Origin of the sequence: Streptomyces sp. NPDC057963 (assembly GCF_042887155.1) — a bacterium.
Taxonomy (GTDB): Bacteria; Actinomycetota; Actinomycetes; order Streptomycetales; family Streptomycetaceae; genus Streptomyces.
On the sequence record NZ_JBHVPX010000006.1, the window covers coordinates 90,904 to 107,353 of the forward strand.

Annotated in this window: 13 protein-coding genes; 3 read left to right on the forward strand and 10 right to left on the reverse strand. The window is 72.3% G+C overall.

The window, feature by feature from the left end; genetic code table 11:
- Positions 1-61: 61 nt before the first annotated feature.
- The 5 genes from ACFVT1_RS16005 to ACFVT1_RS16025 form a co-directional block, all read right to left on the reverse strand.
- Entirely contained in the window at positions 62-1,609 is a 1,548-nt protein-coding gene (locus tag ACFVT1_RS16005) for a cytochrome P450 (RefSeq protein ID WP_389795608.1), read from the reverse strand.
- A gap of 9 nt (positions 1,610-1,618) precedes the next feature.
- Entirely contained in the window at positions 1,619-2,581 is a 963-nt protein-coding gene (locus tag ACFVT1_RS16010; RefSeq protein ID WP_389795610.1) for a nucleoside triphosphate pyrophosphohydrolase, read from the reverse strand.
- 118 nt (positions 2,582-2,699) lie between these two features.
- On the reverse strand, positions 2,700-3,356 hold the full coding sequence (locus tag ACFVT1_RS16015; RefSeq protein ID WP_389795612.1) for a SurA N-terminal domain-containing protein: 657 nt from the start codon (positions 3,354-3,356) through the stop codon (positions 2,700-2,702).
- A gap of 240 nt (positions 3,357-3,596) precedes the next feature.
- Complete coding sequence (locus ACFVT1_RS16020; RefSeq protein ID WP_389795614.1) at positions 3,597-3,998, reverse strand: GtrA family protein; 402 nt, start codon at positions 3,996-3,998, stop codon at positions 3,597-3,599.
- Positions 3,995-4,960, reverse strand: coding sequence for a glycosyltransferase family 2 protein (locus tag ACFVT1_RS16025; protein ID WP_389795615.1), 966 nt, complete (start codon positions 4,958-4,960; stop codon positions 3,995-3,997). Before ACFVT1_RS16025 ends, ACFVT1_RS16020 begins: the two co-directional genes overlap by 4 nt.
- 123 nt (positions 4,961-5,083) lie before the next feature.
- Here ACFVT1_RS16025 and ACFVT1_RS16030 point away from each other — a divergent pair, with 123 nt between their 5' ends.
- Positions 5,084-7,636, forward strand: a complete 2,553-nt coding sequence (locus ACFVT1_RS16030) for a YfhO family protein (protein WP_389795617.1) — start codon at positions 5,084-5,086, stop codon at positions 7,634-7,636.
- Positions 7,637-7,650: 14 nt separating this feature from the next.
- On the opposite strand, the gene ACFVT1_RS16035 is transcribed toward ACFVT1_RS16030, so the two are convergent.
- The 4 genes from ACFVT1_RS16035 to ACFVT1_RS16050 all read right to left on the reverse strand — a co-directional run bounded on the left by ACFVT1_RS16035 (position 7,651) and on the right by ACFVT1_RS16050 (position 13,369).
- Positions 7,651-8,469 (reverse strand): glycoside hydrolase domain-containing protein, encoded by an 819-nt coding sequence (locus ACFVT1_RS16035; RefSeq protein ID WP_389795619.1) that lies wholly within the window; start codon positions 8,467-8,469, stop codon positions 7,651-7,653.
- A gap of 245 nt (positions 8,470-8,714) precedes the next feature.
- A complete protein-coding gene (locus ACFVT1_RS16040) occupies positions 8,715-10,253 on the reverse strand; it encodes a protein kinase (RefSeq protein WP_389795621.1) in 1,539 nt (512 codons plus the stop codon).
- The gene (locus ACFVT1_RS16045; protein ID WP_389795622.1) at positions 10,250-11,026 is read right to left on the reverse strand and encodes a hypothetical protein; all 777 of its coding nucleotides are present in this window, start codon (positions 11,024-11,026) and stop codon (positions 10,250-10,252) included. Before ACFVT1_RS16045 ends, ACFVT1_RS16040 begins: the two co-directional genes overlap by 4 nt.
- Positions 11,027-11,146: 120 nt before the next feature.
- Entirely contained in the window at positions 11,147-13,369 is a 2,223-nt protein-coding gene (locus ACFVT1_RS16050; protein ID WP_389795623.1) for an N-6 DNA methylase, read from the reverse strand.
- A gap of 315 nt (positions 13,370-13,684) precedes the next feature.
- Between ACFVT1_RS16050 and ACFVT1_RS16055 the strand changes: the two genes are divergently transcribed.
- Both ACFVT1_RS16055 and ACFVT1_RS16060 read left to right on the forward strand, forming a co-directional pair.
- A complete protein-coding gene (locus ACFVT1_RS16055; protein WP_389795625.1) occupies positions 13,685-14,524 on the forward strand; it encodes a DUF4190 domain-containing protein in 840 nt (279 codons plus the stop codon).
- 32 nt (positions 14,525-14,556) lie between these two features.
- Complete coding sequence (locus ACFVT1_RS16060; RefSeq protein ID WP_389795627.1) at positions 14,557-15,315, forward strand: hypothetical protein; 759 nt, start codon at positions 14,557-14,559, stop codon at positions 15,313-15,315.
- Positions 15,316-15,454: 139 nt separating this feature from the next.
- Here ACFVT1_RS16060 and ACFVT1_RS16065 read toward each other — a convergent pair whose 3' ends face one another.
- Positions 15,455-16,237 (reverse strand): HNH endonuclease family protein, encoded by a 783-nt coding sequence (locus ACFVT1_RS16065; protein ID WP_389795628.1) that lies wholly within the window; start codon positions 16,235-16,237, stop codon positions 15,455-15,457.
- Positions 16,238-16,450 lie beyond the last annotated feature (213 nt).

A 16,450-nucleotide genomic window follows, 5' to 3' on the forward strand; every position in this document is an offset into this window, starting at 1 on the left:
GGTGAACCTAGCGGGACTCGAACGCGTGTCACAAGTCGATGCAGCGCAGATCACGTGGAAGTCACAGAGTTGACTGTCCGTCATCTCGCGTCGGCGCGGGCCTCGGCTCGAACTCCACCGGCAGCGTGCGCAGTCCACGCATGATGAGCCCGCCACGCCACCGCAAATCGGTAGATTCCACCGCAAGTCGCAGGTCAGGGAGGCGCCTCAGAAGCGTGGCGAGCGCCGTCTGTCCCTCCAGCCGGGCGAGCGGTGCTCCCAGGCAGTAGTGGATGCCGTGCCCGTATCCGAGGTGCTGATTGTCACGCCGGGCGAGGTCGAGCGTGTCGGGGTCCCCGAAGCGTTCCGGGTCGCGGTCGGCGGCGGCGAGCACGACGAGTACGGGGTCGCCCGCCGCTATGTCCTGTCCGCCCAGTGTCAGCGGCTCGGTGGCGAACCGCCAGGTCGCCAGCTCCACCGGACCGTCGAACCGCAGCAGTTCCTCGATCCCCGTCTCCAGCAGCTCGCTCTCCCCCGCGGCGAGGGAGCGTTGCAGCCGCTCGCGCTCGCCGGGGTTGCGCAGCAGGGCGTACACCCCGTTGCCGATGAGGTTCACCGTCGTCTCGAATCCGGCGAAGAGGAGGATGAAGGCCATGGCCGCGGCCTCGTTCTCGGTGAGGTGCTCGCCGTGGTCGCCGGCCCGGATCAGCCCCGAGATCAGATCGTCCCCCGGGTTCTCCCTCTTGCGGTGGATCAGTTCGGCGAGATAGCCGCGCATCTTCTTCACCGACCTGGCCACCCCGCCGCGCGGGCCGCCGCCGTGCCGGATCATCATGCCCGCCCAGTCCCGGAAGTCGTCCTGGTCCTCGCGCGGGACGCCGAGCAGATCGCAGATCGCGTAGATGGGGAGCGGGAACGCGAAGTCGTGGATGAGGTCCGCCCTCCCCTCCGCGACGAAGCGGTCGATGAGGTGGTCCGTCAGTTCCTGTACACGCGGTGCGAACTCGGCGACCCTGCGCGGGGTGAACGCCTTGGAGACGAGGCGGCGCAGCCGGGTGTGGTCGGGCGGGTCGATGTTGAGCAGATGCGTCATCAGCTCCGCCTTGCGCTCGCCCGGGATGCCGGTCTTCCCCTTGGCGTGCGCCGGCCCGGCGTGGTGCGCCGGGTTCTTGGAGAGCCGGGTGTCGGCAAGCGCCTGCCGGGCGTCCGCGTACCGGGTCACCAGCCAGGCCTCGACACCGCTGGGCAGCGCGGTGCGGTGCACGGGGCTGTGCTCGCGCAGCCAGGCGTAGGCCGGGTAGGGGTCGGTGGCGAACTCCCAGGTGAAGAGTTCGGGCGCACCGACGGGGCAGGCGGGGCGGTCGGCGGAGCCGTCCGCGGGGTGGTCGGCCGGGCGGGGCGCGGGCTGGCTGGCGGGGCCCGGCGCAGGCTGGTCGGCCGGGCCGTGCGAGGGCTCGTCGGCGGAGCCGTCCGCGGGCTGGTCGGCCGGGCGGGGCGCAGGCTGGTCGGCCGGGCCGTGCGAGGGCTCGTCGGCGGGGCAGGCCGGGCGGTCGGCGGAGCCGTCCGCGGGGTGGTCGGCCGGGCGGGGCGCGGGTTGATCGGCGGGGCGGTCGGCGGGGCTGTGGTTCACCCCTCGACGTTATCCGTTGCCCTCCGCCGCCCGGATGGCGTCCCGGTAGGCGCGGCCGGCGGCCCGCAGCGCGGCCTCGGGGTCGATGCCGTCCTGTTCGGCGCGTACGGCGAGGGCGAGGAGCTCGTAGCCGATGCCGTCGCCCGTGGGGGGCGCCACATCGAGCCCCGCGGTACGGACCCGGCCGGCCAGTTTCGCCGCCAGGGCGAGGCCGGGCTGGCCGAGCGGCACTCCGTCGGTGACCGAGTCGCGCTGCTTCTCGACGGCCTTGGTCCGCAGCCAGTGCGCGTGCACGTCCTCCGGGGTCTCGGCGGTCTCGTCCCCGAAGACGTGCGGGTGGCGGTGGATCAGCTTCTCGACGAGGGTCGCGGCCACGTCGTCGACGGAGAAGGGCTCCTCTCCGTCCTCCTCGGCGATCCGGGCGTGGAAGACGACCTGGAGGAGTACGTCTCCGAGCTCTTCGCGCAGCTCGCCGCGGTCGCCGTCCTCGATCGCCTCGACGAGTTCGTACGCCTCCTCGATGGCGTACTTCGCAAGGCCCTCGTGGGTCTTCTGCGAGGTCCAGGGGCATTCGATCCGGATCCGGTCCATGATCTGGACCAGATCGAGGAGCCGGGCGCCCGGCAGGTCGTACGAACCCGGCAGCAGCTCCAGGTCGGGCATCCGCACCCGCCCCGACCCGGCGAGCCGCGCGAGCCCGTCGGTCAGCGGCCGGTCGCCCTCGCCGCCGGTGAGGACGACGACGCTCCGGCCGCCCGCACAGGCGTCCACGAGCTCCCGCGCGGTGGGCGCGGAGGACTCGACGGCGACACCCGCCTCACGCAGGTACGGCAGCTGCGGATTGTCCTGCTCCGCGCAGAGCACCCGGTCGGCGGCGTGCAGCGCCTGCCAGGCGGGCCAGGACAGGAGTCCCGGCGCGACGCGGTGGCTGACGGTGAGCAGGACGATACGGCCGGGATCTTCAGCGTTCACCGTTCGAATCTACTCCGGTCGGTCCGGTCGCCGTCTCCGCGGTCTTCTACGGGACAGCCCTCGGGGCCCGTCGTTTGGATCACGCCGGGCTCGCGGGGCCCGATCCGAGCGGAAGACCCTAGGCCTCGGGCTCGGCGCCCGCCGTCGCGGGCTTGGTGACCTGGTTGATCCAGGGGGCCTTGTAGTTGGCGAGCTGGGTCTGCTTGTCGTCCCAAGTGCCGTAGCGCGGATTGACGTCGACCTTCAGTTCCTTCGACGCCTTGGCGAGCGCGTCGCCGACGGCCTTCTGCCCCTCGGGCTGCTGCAGGTCGGCGCCGAGCGCCTGGGCCAGCTTCGTCAGCTGGACCTGCTCACGCAGAACGGCATCGATCTGGTCGGGGGCGACCCAGCTCTGCTGGAGCATCGCCATCCGCAGCTGCGCCTCTCCACCGGACTGGGCGGCCGCCGCCTTCCGCATCTGCTGGATCTCGTTGCGACTGACGCTCACGTGCGCGTTCCGCGCGGCCCGGTCCAGGACCCGGTCGAAGATCATGCCGTGCAGCTTCGCCCGGCTGAGCTGCCCGGACTTGTCGATGAGCTGCGAGGCGTCCTTCGAGTCGCGCTGGGCGTCCCGTACCGCCGCCACCTGGCCCTGCAGCGTCGACACCTCGATCCGGTCCCCGCCCACGAGGGCCGCGGCGCCCGGGTGGGCCTGGCCGCCGCAGGCGGTCAGGAGTGGGGCCCCGGCCAGCAGGGCGGCGGAGACGGTGAGCGCGGTGCGACGGCGGCGGTGCAAAGGAACCTCCCGGGGAGAGTTTGTGCATCAGTGCACAAGACCTTGCGGTGATCGATGTTAGGCAGTGGATGTGGTTGGGGCCACTGGTTCGACCAACGATTCGGAAGGAGTTGGGGACATGGGCCCCTTCAGGGGCGCCCGGCCCTCCCCGCGACGGCAGTTCGCGAGGCATCCGGCCCTCCCCGCGACGGCAGTTCGCGGGGTGCCTGGGACGGCTCCTGCGACGGCGCCTCGCGGGGGTCAGGAAACGCGTTCGGCCGCCGGGATGCCGCTGTCCGGACGCAGCATGATCGCCCGCGAGACGACGAAGGTGATCGGGATGGCCGCCGCGGCCGCGACCAGCGGCGCGTACCGGCTGCTGAACCCGGCGAGGTCGACCAGCAGATAGACCCCGCCGGTCGTGATGGCGAAGTTGGCGGCGTTGGTGAGCGGGAAGAGCAGGAACTTCCGCCAGGTGGGCCGGGTCCGGTAGGTGAAGAGGGAGTTCAGGAAGAAGGAGCCGACCATGCTCAGCGCGAAGGCGAGGACATGGGCGGCGATGTACGGCAGCCAGGTCAGCAGGACGAGGTAACAGCCGTAGTACGTACCGGTGTTCACGACTCCGACCAGGGCGAATCGGACCATCTGCGCGGTGACCGTCATCGGCTCGCGAACTCCTGGGGCTCCCGTGTCCGACGCGGCGCCGGTGTGGTGTTCGTGGCCTTCACCAGGAAGTGCGGGCGGCGCTTCACCTCGTAGTAGATACGGCCCACGTACTCACCGACCACCCCGATCATCACCATCTGGACCCCGGCGAGTGCCGTGACCACGACGAGGAGGGTGACATAACCGGGGGTGTCGACCCCTCGCACCAGCGCGACGCCGACGATCCACGCGGCATAGGCGAGGGCGACGGACAGCAGCAGCATGCCCAGGTAGAGCGCCGCGCGCAGCGGTTTGTTGTTGAAGGAGAGAAGGCCGTCGAGGCCGTAATTCAGCAGCTTTCCGAAGGTCCAGGCGGAACGGCCCTGTTCACGGACGGCATTCTCGTAGCTGAACGTCGTGGTGCGAAATCCCACCCAGGCGAAAAGGCCCTTGGAGAACCTGTTGTATTCGGTGAGTTCCAGTACGGCGTCGACGGTGCGGCGCGACAGCAGTCTGAAATCGCCGACGCCGTCGACCAGTTCCACGTCCACCAGGCGGTTGATCAGCCAGTAGTAGGCGCGGGCGCTGAGGGTGCGGGTGACCCGGTCGCCCTTGCGCGTGCGGCGTGCGATCACCTGGTCGTAGCCGTCCGCGTGCTCTTCGAGCATGCGGCCCACGAGCTCCGGCGGGTGCTGGAGGTCGGCGTCCATGATGACGACCGCGTCCCCCTCGGCGTGGCGGAGGCCGGCCAGCATGGCGGCCTCCTTGCCGAAGTTGCGGCTGAAGGAGACATAACGGGCCCGCGGGTCGGCCGCGGCCAGTTCCTGAAGGATGACCAGGGTCCGGTCCGCGCTGCCGTCGTCGACGTACACCAGCTGGAATTCATGTCCGAGGCGCGTCATTTCGTCCGTGACGCGTTCATGGAAGCGTTCGAGGATCTCTTCCTCGTTGAAACAAGGCACCACCAGCGAGATCAGCACGCATGTACATCAACCCGCTCACGTGTCGGAATCCGACGCTCCATATGGCCGATGAGCGTCCATCACGTGAACTGCCCCATTCCGGAGCGGATTCAGGCGTTCAAGGCTGGCATATTCCTGCGTATGCCGACCTTCCGTCCCCGCCTGTGGGCGGGCTCGCTCGCCGCGCTGCTCACCGTGACCGCCGTCTGCGCGGGTGACGCCGTGGCGCGCAGCTTCCCGTTCGGGCCGCACACCCGCAGCGTCAACGACCTGGGCAATCAGTTCGTCCCGTTCCACGCCCGGCTGTGGGACCTGCTGCACGGGAACGCCGACGGCGGGGTGCTGCTCAACTGGTCGTCCGGGTACGGGACCAGCTTCCTGCCGGACCTGGGCACCTATCTGACCAGCCCGTTCGCCCTGCTCGTCGGGGTCTTCCCGCGCGACCGGACGGATCTCGCGGTCTATGTGGTGACGCTCCTGAAGATGGCGTCGGCCGCGGCGCTGATGGCCCTGCTGCTGCTGACGCTGCGCGGCGGGCGCTGGTGGGCGGCGGGGGTGCTCGGCGCTTCGTACGCGCTGTGCGGCTGGTCGGTCGTCGAGGCGTCGTACAACCCGATGTGGCTGGACGGTCTGGTCGCGCTGCCGCTGCTCTGCCTGGCCGGGGAATGGGCCCGGACGGGGCGGCACCGGATCGCCGCGCCGTTGCTCGTCGCGGTGATGTGGGCGGCCAACTTCTACACGGCCTACATGGCGACGCTCGGCGCCGCTCTGGTGCTCGCGGTGCGGCTCCTCACGGAGCGGGAGGACCGGCGGGCGGTGGTCCGGGGGCTGGTGCGGGCGGTCGCCACGGTCGCGGTGGGCATCGGTCTCTCGGCGCCCGTCCTGATCCCCGTCTACCTGGGGACGAAGCACGCCTACCCGGGCTGGAACCGGACGTTCGCGCCCGCCCACTGGCCCGATGTGTTCGCCCGGCTGCTGCCCGCCACGTACAGCTTCTTCACCCCGGCCCTCTTCCTCGGCACGGGCACCCTGCTCCTGGCCTGTGCGCTGGCCTTCCAGCGCTCCGTACCGCGGCGTGAGCGGTGGGCGTGGGCGGGGCTGGTGGCCGGGGTCGCGCTGTCGTTGCAGTGGGCGCCCACGCATCTGCTCTGGCACGCCTTCGCCACACCCAACGGCAGTCCGTACCGGCAGACCTTCGTGCTGGCCGGGCTGGTGGTGATCGCCGCCTGGATCTCCGTCTCGTACGACTGGCCGGGGTGGCGGGCGCTGCTCGGCGGGGGCGCGGTGCTGCTGCTGATCGCGGCCGGGGCCGGCTTCAGCGACCTGGTCACACCGTGGACGTATCCGCTGTTCGCGGCCGGGCTGGTGGCGGCGGTCGGGGCGCTGCTGCTGGTCGGCCGCGGCCGGAGGTTCGCGGTCGTGGCTGCCGTGCTGCTGGTCGGCGCGCAGGCCGGGCAGGCCGCCGCGACCACCGCCTACGCCGACCGGCAGCGGCTGAACCGGCTGGACGACTACGCGCCCTGGGGCGAGCGGCAGCGGACCCAGGCGGCGGCGGTCGCGGGCGCCGACAGCTGGCCGCGCTATCGCACCGACCCCGGCCGCGAGCAGACCACGGCGAACGATCCGCTGCTGGTGGGCGGGCAGGGCGCCGCGTACTACAGCAGCCTCACCCCCGACGTGCTGACCCGCACCCTGCGTGCGCTGGGCGACGGGTGGACGTCGAACGGCCGGGCCGTGCAGAGCCTCGACAACCCCGTCACGGACGCCGTCTTCTCGGTCGGCGCGCGGGTACACATGCCGCGCGATCCCCATCAGGGGTGGAATGCCCCCGACACCCGGCCGGTGACGGTGAGCCGTGCGGAGGCGCCGCCACTGGTGACGGTGCGCGGACCGGACGCGCCGGTGCCGTACGGCCGTTCCCCCTTCCGGAACCAGGAGCGGCTGCTCGGTACGGCGGTCTACACGGTGCCGGCGACGGTGCTGCGCGCGGCGGGGGGCGGCCCGGTCGCGGACCGGGGGGCGTACGACTACCGGGTGGGGCGCGGTACGTACACGCTGACCGCCCAATGCCCGGCGGCCTCCGAGCCGTATCTGTGGGCGCCCGACCTGTTCGGCTCGGCGCGGCTCGGCAGCGGTCCGGAGATTCCGTTCCGCGGGCAGCTGCCGGGCCGGCGCGCCCCGATGCAGCGCCTGGGCGCGGAGAGCGGGAGCGCGCCGGTGACGGTCACGCTGACCGCCGTACGCGCCGGGACCGTGCCGCACGAGGCGATCGGCTGCCTGGACCGGACCCGGCTGGCCTCGGCGGTCGCCGGTCTGAAGCGCACCGGTGCGACCGCCGTCCACGTCACCGGCCACGGCATACGGGCCGAACTGCCGCCCGGCAGCACCGGGACGGTCGTGATCGCCGCGCCCCGCATCGCGGGCTGGAGCTGCCAGGGCCGCCCCGCCGACAGCTACCTGGGCCTGCTCTCCGTACCGGTCCCCGCCCGCGGCGCCTCCGTCGACTGCTCGTTCCGGCCCCCGGGTCTGCGGGCGGGCGCGACGGTGGGGGCGGGCGCGGTGCTCGCCCTGCTCGTGGCGGGGGTGTGGGGAGCGCGGCGGCGGCGACGGGACGCGACCCCCGGGAACCAGGGCCTCTCGTCCGGATCACGCCGGGTCGTTCGGATCACACCGGGCTCGCGGGGTCTGGCCTGATCCAAACGGAAGACCTAGCCCACGATCGCGACGGGCGCGTCCCAGGCGTTCCGGTCGATCGTGAGCGTGCCGCCGGTGTGCGTCACCTTCTTGTTGACGGCGTACTGGTGGCCGCGGCGGTGGCCGGTGTACAGCGTCGAGGCGTACGGGAAGCCCTTCGTGGTGGAGTACACGTCGTCGTACCGGGCGTACCAGAGGATCTCCGGCAGGTCCGTGCGGTTCGCGGCGTTGGCCACGACGGCGGCACTGGAGTTGCTGAAGCCGTAGAAGCCGGACCAGTACCCCTTGGCCTTGACCGTCTTGTCGAACGACCGGATGTAGGCGAGCACCGTGTTCACGCAGGAGGTGTTCTTCGGGTCGAAGTACTCCATGTCGAGGTAGACCGGGCTGCCCGGCTTCATGCCGAGGGCGGCCTCCTTCGCCACGGCGTCGTTGGCGTCGGTGACGGCGAGCGAGGTGGCGTTGGCGGCGGTCATCTTCTCGGGGTTGGCGCTGGTCTGGCACGGCGGCTGCGCGCCGACGTACAGCGGGACCAGCTTCCAGCCGACGGCGCTGACGGACTTCACCCAGGAGGCGGTGAGGTTGGGCTGGGCGCAGCCGCGGTTCTTCCCGCCGACGTACACGGCGGCACCGTGGTAGACGGAGGAGCTGTACCAGCCCTTCATGGTGGTCAGCGACGGCGCGGTGCAGGTGTCGAAGACATGCCCGGTGTAGATCTTCGGAGCGGGCCGGGAGACCGTGGTGGCGGTGGCGGCCTCGGCGGCGAACGCGCCACCGGCGAGGACGGCGGCGCCGGCCACGGCCAGGGATATCCGGCGGCGCTTCTTGGACATGCGGTGAGAAGGCACAGAGACCTCGGCAGTGCTCGAAAGAAGTGTGAGGCCGACGGGGCAGGCGGGTCGTCAGCCGCCCCGGCGGCAGATCACGGTCTCATGCCCGGGACGGCCTCCGGCCCCGGCAGCCGTCCCCGTGGCAATCCATTGCGGAAGCTTGGCGTGTCCATTACCCAGCAGCCCATGCGGGAGTGACGGTTCGCCCCGCTCGCCCCGTCGCGCCCCGCGCCGGGCACGGCGCGCTGTCAGCCGCCGCGCACCTCCACCTGGCGGTCGAGCCGGCGGCGCAGCTCCACCGGCAGCGGGTGGTGCGGTCCGTACGCCCGCTCCGTGTCGTACAGCAGCCCCTGGAGCTGAACGCGCGCCGCCACGTGGTCGCCGACCGCGAGCAGCAGGTGCCCGATGCGGTTGCGGATCTCGAAGGAGCGGGCCGGGTCGTTGCCCGTGGCGTGGTGGTTCTCGTAGTACGGGAGAACCGCGCGGTACTCCGCGAGCGCGGCGGCCGGTTCACCGAGCTGCTCCAGGCACTGGGCCGCGTCGTAGCGGAACTGGAGTGTCTGGGCGTCGGCCGGGCCGGCCTCCGCCGCGCGGTCGTCGGCGAGGCGGCGCAGTTCGGGCAAGGCGCGGCGGTACTGGCCGTCGTCCATCAGTGTCGCCGCGTACTGCTTGCGCAGGATGCGGACCACGGCGGAGTCCTCGCCGTGCTGTTCGGCCGCGACCGGGAGGATCGAGCCGAGGATGTCCACGGCCTGGGTGATGCGGCCCTCGCCGAGCAGCTTCTTGACGTCGTCGACGGCGGCGGCGACGTCGGGCCGGGCGGCCGCCGGGGCGGGCGGGGCCGCCGGAGGGGGCGGTGTGGTGGCGCGGTCGGGCCACGGGGCGTGCGGGCGCAGGAAGGGGCGGGTCGGGTCGAGCGGCCCGGTGGGCAGCCCGTTGCCCCGGGAGGGGAGCAGCGGGGCGAGGTGTTCGTACACCTCCTGGGCGCCGGCCGGACGGTGCTGCGGGTCCTTGGCCAGCAGCCGCAGCACCAGTGCTTCGAGCGGCTCGGGGATGTCGGGCCGGATCCGGCGGACCGGGAGCGGCGGCTCGTAGAGGTGGCGGTGGAGCACGCCGAGGGCGGTCGATCCGGCGAATGGCACGTCACCGCTGAGGAGTTCGTGGAGGAGCACACCGAGGGCGTACAGATCGGTGTACGGGCCGACGGCACCGCCCATCGCCTGCTCGGGCGCCATGTAGGCCGGGGAGCCGATCGGTGAACCGGTGTGGGTGAGGCGGGTGGTGTCGGTGTCCAGGACGGAGGCCACGCCGAGGTCGAGGACGGTGACGGTGCCGTCCGGACGCACCATCACATTGCGGGGCTTGAGGTCGCGGTGGACGATCGGCACCGCGTGCACGGCGGCGAGGACGGCACAGAGCTGGGCGGCGACCGCGACGGACCACTGCCAGGGGTACGGGTCGTGCTCGGCAAGATGGTCGGCGAGGTCGGCGCCCTCGACGTACTGCATGACGAGGTACAGGTCGTCGCCGTCACTGCCCGCGTCGTGGACGGTGACCAGGCCCGGGTGGTCGACCTGGGCGGTGACCCGGCACTCGCGGACGAAGCGGCGGCGCAGCTCGCCCGCCGCCCCGCTGCCGAGGGGACCGGTGACCCGGTCGGGGCGGAGCAGCTTCACCGCGACCCGGCGGTCGAGGCGCTGGTCGTATGCCGTCCAGACCTGGCCCATGCCGCCCTGGCCGAGGATGGTCGCCAGCTGGTACCGCCCGCCGATGAGGCGTCCGCTCACCGGCCCTCCTCCTTGCAGAGGTGGTCGCCGGGGAGGTGGTCGCCGGGGAGGTGGTCGGCGGGGAGGTGGTCGGCGCGGGGGTGGTCGCCTCGGAGGTAGTCGCTCAACTCGTCGAGTTCGGCGCGGACCTGGTCGATGCGCTGGGGCCGCGGGCCGGGTTGGGGGTGGGGCTGGGGATGTGGTTGGGGATGTGGTTGGGGGTGGGCCGAGGGGTGCGGCTGGGGCTGCTGGTACTGCTGTGGTGATGCGACGGGCGACTGTTGTGCGGGCGCGGGGGCCTGGGGGATCGCGGGCATGGGGGCCGGCGCCGGTGTGGGGGCCTGGGCCGGTGCGTGGACGGGCGCGGACGCGGGCGCGGGCATCGGCACCGTGGCCGCGTATCCGTACCCCGGTGGCAAGGGGGCGTATCCGCCCATGCCGTTCTGCCTCGTCAGCCGTTCGTAGTGCCGGATGTCCCCTACCAGGTAGTACGCGGGAGCGGCCACCATCACCACCAGCAGCAGCGGTATGAGGACGTTGTCGATGCCGCTGGGGTCGTCGTTGCCGTCCCGGCCGAGGATCGGCAACAGCGTGCAGACGAACACGAAGCCGGCCGCGGTCAGCCACCAGTCGGACGCCCGGCGGCGCACGATCGCGAGACGGAGCAGCGGGCTCCACAGCAGCAGTCCGAGGGAACCCACCGAAAGCACGGCGAACAGCACACGCATCGAGACGATCCAGGCCCGGCTGGGAACCCGGCGCGGCGGCGTCGGCGGATGACCCGGGGCGTACATGGCTGCTCCTGGAGACCTGGTCGTTGAACGTCCACGCACACGTTCGATGCACGCAGAACCGAGCGTAAAGGGCGACACCGGCAACTGGCCCCGGGTTGTACGGAACCGTTGTGGTTCGGCTCACTCCGGCGTGACCGTGCCGTCCGTCAGCCCGTCGTACATCCCCTGGACCAGCTGACCGCCGAGCCGCCCGGCCAGCCGGAGCGCGTCCTCGAACTCGGCCAGGGCGCGGAACCGTGCCCCGTACCGCCGCTGTTCCGCGAGCGGCAGCCGGGGCAGTTGGAGACGGCGGGCGTCCAGCCGGGTGGCGGTGGAGGCGTAGCTGCTGGCCTGGCGGTTGTTAGCGGTGCCGCGCAGGAAGCCGGCGAGGAACCAGGGGTCGAGGGCGGCCGGATCGGGGCGCAGCAGCTGGAGGTTGCGGCCCAGTGCGGCACCCGCGGTGGCGTCGTCGATGACGCGGGCGACGGATCCGCCGCCGAGCACGGGGACGACGACATCGCCCGGTTCGACGAGGACGGGCTCCTCGGCGGCGCCGTCGGCGGGGAGGCTTCCCGACGGGGCGGTGGAGCCGAGGACGTCGTGTTCCGTGAGGACGGGGGCCGGGCCGGTGCCCGAGCCGCCGGTGCGGAGCTGGAGTGCGCCGGCGCGGGCGAGTTCACCGACGGTGGTGAGCGGCCAGTGGGCCGGGTCGGAGAGGGTCGCGGCCGGCGGGGTGAGGGTGCCGGTGAGTCCGAGCGTCTCGGTCAGCCGTTCCCGTACGCGGATCAGCTCGGCCGGTCCGCCCGCGGCCGCCGGGGGTGGCAGATGGCGGGCGGGGGCCAGGTCCACGTCGTCGTCGAGGAGTTCGATGACGGGGACGGCGCGCCCGGCGCCCGGACGGACCGCGGAGAGCGGGCCGGGCCCGGCCGGTTCCGCCCTGCTGGGCCTGCCTGCCCTCTTGCCCCTGCCCCTGCCCGCGCCCGCGTCCTCATGTTCGCCTGCGCCTGCGCCTTCGCCCGCGTCCTTGCCCTCACCCGTGCCCACGCCCTCGAACGACCGCCAGGCATCGAGCACGGCGCCGCGCAGCGCCTGCCAGTCGAGCCGGTCGCGCCCGCCGGACGGGGCGGCGGCCGCCGGGCCCGCCGAGGGGGAATCGACGGGTTCGGCGGTGTCGACGAGCAGCAGCTCGGGCGAGGGGTGCAGACCGCTGCCCGGCTTGCGCAGCACCCAGAGGTGGAGCGGGATGCCGTACGGGGGTGCGGCGCCGGCCGGGAGCGCGATGACGGCGCGCAGGGCTCCGCGGCGCAGCAGATCGGCGCGGATCCGGCGGCCGGAACGGCGCGAGGCGGCGGCCGGGGGCATCAGGAGTACGGCGGTACCGCCCTCGCGCAGATGGGCCAGGGCGTGCTGGACCCAGGCGAGTTCGGACTCGGTGCGGGCCGGGAAGCCGTACTCCCAGCGCGGGTCGTAGGCGAGTTCGTCGTGGCCCCAGTTGCGTTCGTTGAACGGCGGGTGGCAGAGCACGGCGTCGGCGGCGAGCTGCGGGAAGGCGTCGGCGCGCAGGGTGTCGCCGGTCCGTGCCGCGACGGCGCGGCCACTGCCGGCGTCGGTGTGCAGGGCGAGCCGCAGCGCGGTGAGCGCGGCGAGGTCGGGGTCGGCCTCCTGCGCGTACAGGGCGGCCGGGCGGTCGACGGCGCACAGCAGGGCACCGGTGCCCGCGGCGGGGTCGAGGACGGTGCGGGCGGGCCGCTTCCCGGTCTCCACCAGGGCCGCCATCAGCTCGGCGAGTCCGGGCGGGGTGAGTGTGTACTGGCGCGGGTTGGCGTCCAGTTGACGGCCGAGCAGGAACTCGAAGGTCTCCCGGGCCCCTGTTTCCGCGGCGAGCTCCGAGGCGCCGCGGAGCAGCGGAACGGACGGCAGCAGTTCCGCCCGACCGGGGGCGTGAACGGCCCTTCCGGCTTCCGCGGCGAGTCCGAAGCGGTCGGCGAGCAGGTCGTTGAGGGCGAGGGACAGCACGCCCGCCATCGCCTCGTCCGACACCGCGGTGATCTCCTGCCAGGCGGTGGGGCTGTTCCGCCGGAGCAGCAGGGCGCAGCCCACGTGGACCAGGGCGGGGACCGCGCCTGCCGGGTGTCCCGCGAGCTGTTGCCAGACCCGTTCGCGGAGGGGGACCTCGGCGAGCTTGCCCTGCTCGCGCAGCCACTGCTCGACCTCGGGCAGCGCGAAGGACGGGCTCGTCTCGGTGCCTCCGACCGGCTTGGGGAAGTCGGCGTGGCGGCGGCGCCAGTTGCTGACGGCGGCCCGTCCCACGCCCGCGAGCCGGGCGATCCCGGCCGCGGTCACCTCTGTCGAGTTCTCCGGCACTGACTGTCTCCCTGGTCCTGGCACTGGCTGGTCCCGGCACTGGCTGGTCCCGGCACCGGCCCTCGTGCGGTGCTTGGCCCTCGTGCGGTGTCGGCACTCGTGCGGCGTTGGCCCTCGTGCGGCGTTGGCCCTCGTGCGGTGTCGGCGAGCATACCGATCCTGTTTGCGCGACATCGATTCACAGCGTGCATCAACCCATCCATCGTGAACAGTGTTGACTCGGTTCACAAGCTCTGTTGTTATTGACCCATCGCTACACGAGCGACGCACGGAATCGCTCACCACCCGTCTCTGCTTTTGCCGGAGGGCACAGCCATGTCCCAGTTCACGCAGCCGCCGCAGTCCCCGCAGCCCCAGCCGCCGTACGCCCCCGCCCAAGCGCCGGGCACCCGTCCGGCGCGCAACGGACTGGGCATCTCCGCCCTCGTTCTGGGCATCATCGGCGCCGTGTCGGGCCTGATCCCGTTCATGTTCTGGCTGGCGGGCATCCTCGGCGTCATCGCCCTGATCCTGGGTCTGGCGGGCCGGGGCCGGGCCAAGCGGGGCGGGGCCACCAACAAGGGCATGGCCACCTTCGGCGCCGTCCTCGGCCTGATCTCGCTGATCCTCACGGTGGTGGGCGCGGTGATCACGTACAAGGTGGTGGACGACGCGGTGAAGGACCTCGACAAGGCAGTGTCGGACACCACGGCCTCCGCGAAGCCGAAGCCCGGCGGCGACGATTCCGCCAAGGACGGCGGCGCGGGCAAGAAGAAGGACACCGGCAAGGCACTGGAGGCAGGCGACTCGGCCGTGTACGACGACGACCTGACGGTCACGGTGGGCGACGCCACCTCGTACACCCCGGACGCGTACGCCGCCGGGCACACCAAGGGCAACAAGGCGTACCGGGTGGCCGTCGTCGTCGAGAACGCGGGCAAGGAGAAGTTCGACGCCGCGCTCGTCAACGTCACGGCCCGCGCCGGCCAGGAGGGCGCGGAGGCCGAGCAGGTCTTCGACGGCAAGGTCGGCGAGGGCTTCAGCGGCACGGTTCTGCCGGGCAAGAAGGTCACGGTCCAGTTCGCCTTCGACGCCCCCGCGGGCGCCAAGGACCTCACGGTCGAGGTCAACCCCGGCTTTACGTACGACGCCACCCAGTGGGACCTGAAGCTCTGACCTCCCCCACCCTTCGACCGGAGCCGACCCCCATGCGCCCACTCGCCCGTACCGCGGCAGCCGCCCTGTGCACCATGACGGCCCTCGCCCTCACGGCGGCCTGCGGCACGCTCTTCGACGACGAGCGGAACGCCGCTCCCTTTGCCCGGCTGACCGGCCCCGAGGTCGTCAACAAGGCCCTCGCGGCGACCCGGGGCGCCAAGTCGGTGCGCATGACGGTGGAGACGACCTCCCCCGAGGGCCCGGTCGAGGCATACGTCGCCACGGACGTCAGGGGCGAGTGCACGGTCACGCTCTCCCTGGGCGCGGCCGGCACCCTTGAGCTGGTGCGGACAGGGGGCACGGTCTACACCCGGTCCGACGCCGCGATGCTGAGGACGGCCGCCTCCCCCGGCGGGCCGCGCGGGAACGGCAGCACCGCCGCCGGCATCGAGAAGCTCACCGGCCGCTGGGTGAAGGCCCCCGGCGGCGACCGCCACACGGAGTTCGCCCTGCGCTACTGCGACCGCGAGACGCTGCTCGGCCGCCTCGCGCCGAGGAGCGCGACGGCCCGCAAGGGAAGGGCCACGACGCCCGGCCCCGACGCCACCACCGACGCACCCGCTCTGACCGTCAGCGGCAGGGCGAACGGCGGGACATGGACGGCGAGCATCGCCACCGAGGGCCGGCCCTACCTCCTGCGGGCCCACCTGACGGACGGCGCGCGCGGCGACGGCCGCCCCCTCACCGTCGAGTTCTCCGGGTTCAACAAGCCGTTCCCGGTGAGGAAGCCGAAGATCTCACCCTCCTGACCCGCACGGCACCACGGAACCCGCCCCGCAACGGGCGGGTTCCGTCCGCGCGTTCACACCCGGCGCCGCACCCGAGGGCGGTGAGGGCCGGCTCCGTCCCGTACCCGCCAGCCCTCACCCTGGGCCCCGCGGCGCCCGGTCAGCCGCCGCACTGCTCCAGCATGGCCTTCTTGTCGTCGGTGGTGACGGGGAGTCCGTACTTCAGGGAGACCTGTGCGAACCGCACCGCGTACGAGCAGCGGACCGGCTTGTACGGCGGCAGCCAGGACGCCGGCCCCGAGTCCCGCTTGGCGTTGTTGGCCGGGCCGTCGACCGGGATGAGATTGAGCGGGTCGTTGGCGATCTGCTGCCGCTTGGTCTCGTTCCAGCGGGCGGCGCCCATCTGCCAGTCGTACGACAGCGGCATCACGTGGTCGATCTGGACCTTGGCGGCCTGCTGCTTGCGCCAGTCGATGGTCGAGCCGGTGTACGGGTCCTTGAGGGTCATCGACACGACCACGCAGTCCGAACCAGAGCGGAACTTCACGTCCTTGCCGTCCCTGGCGAGGAGGTCGTTGCGGGTGTCGCAGCCGTTCCGCGCGAGCGGTATCCCGTCGATCGAGTCCTTCCAGGCATAGCCGAACTTGTCGCGCGTGTACCCGGTCTTCGGGCCCCGCCCCTTCGTCGCCACCTTCTCGATGATCTTCCGGCCGGCCGCCCGGTCCGCCTCGGAGGTGAGCGGCGCGAGCCCCGGCTTCGTACCGTCGGCGTTGGCGAGCGGGCTCGCCCCGAACCCGGTGACGGCCCGTCCGCCGTCCTGCGACCCGCCGCCCTTCTGCCCGGTCCCGGAGGACGTCTGCTCGGGGCCGCAGCCGGCCAGGGCCAGCACAGCCGCCACGCTGAGGGCGGGCAGCATTACTCGGTACGTACGGGGAGATATCACTCGAAGCCGTCCTGACGGGGAGAAAGCTGATCTTGGGAATCGTACGGATGTCTCCCCCTGGGAGGCATGCTCATGGCTACGGTTCGGGCCGGATGCGGCCTGAATCACACTTCCCGTCGAAGCGCGCCGGGGCCACCGCGGGTTCACCGCCGGGGGGCTACAGCCTGTTCACCGACACCGCAGAACGGCTCACTTAACATTCATCCAGGTATG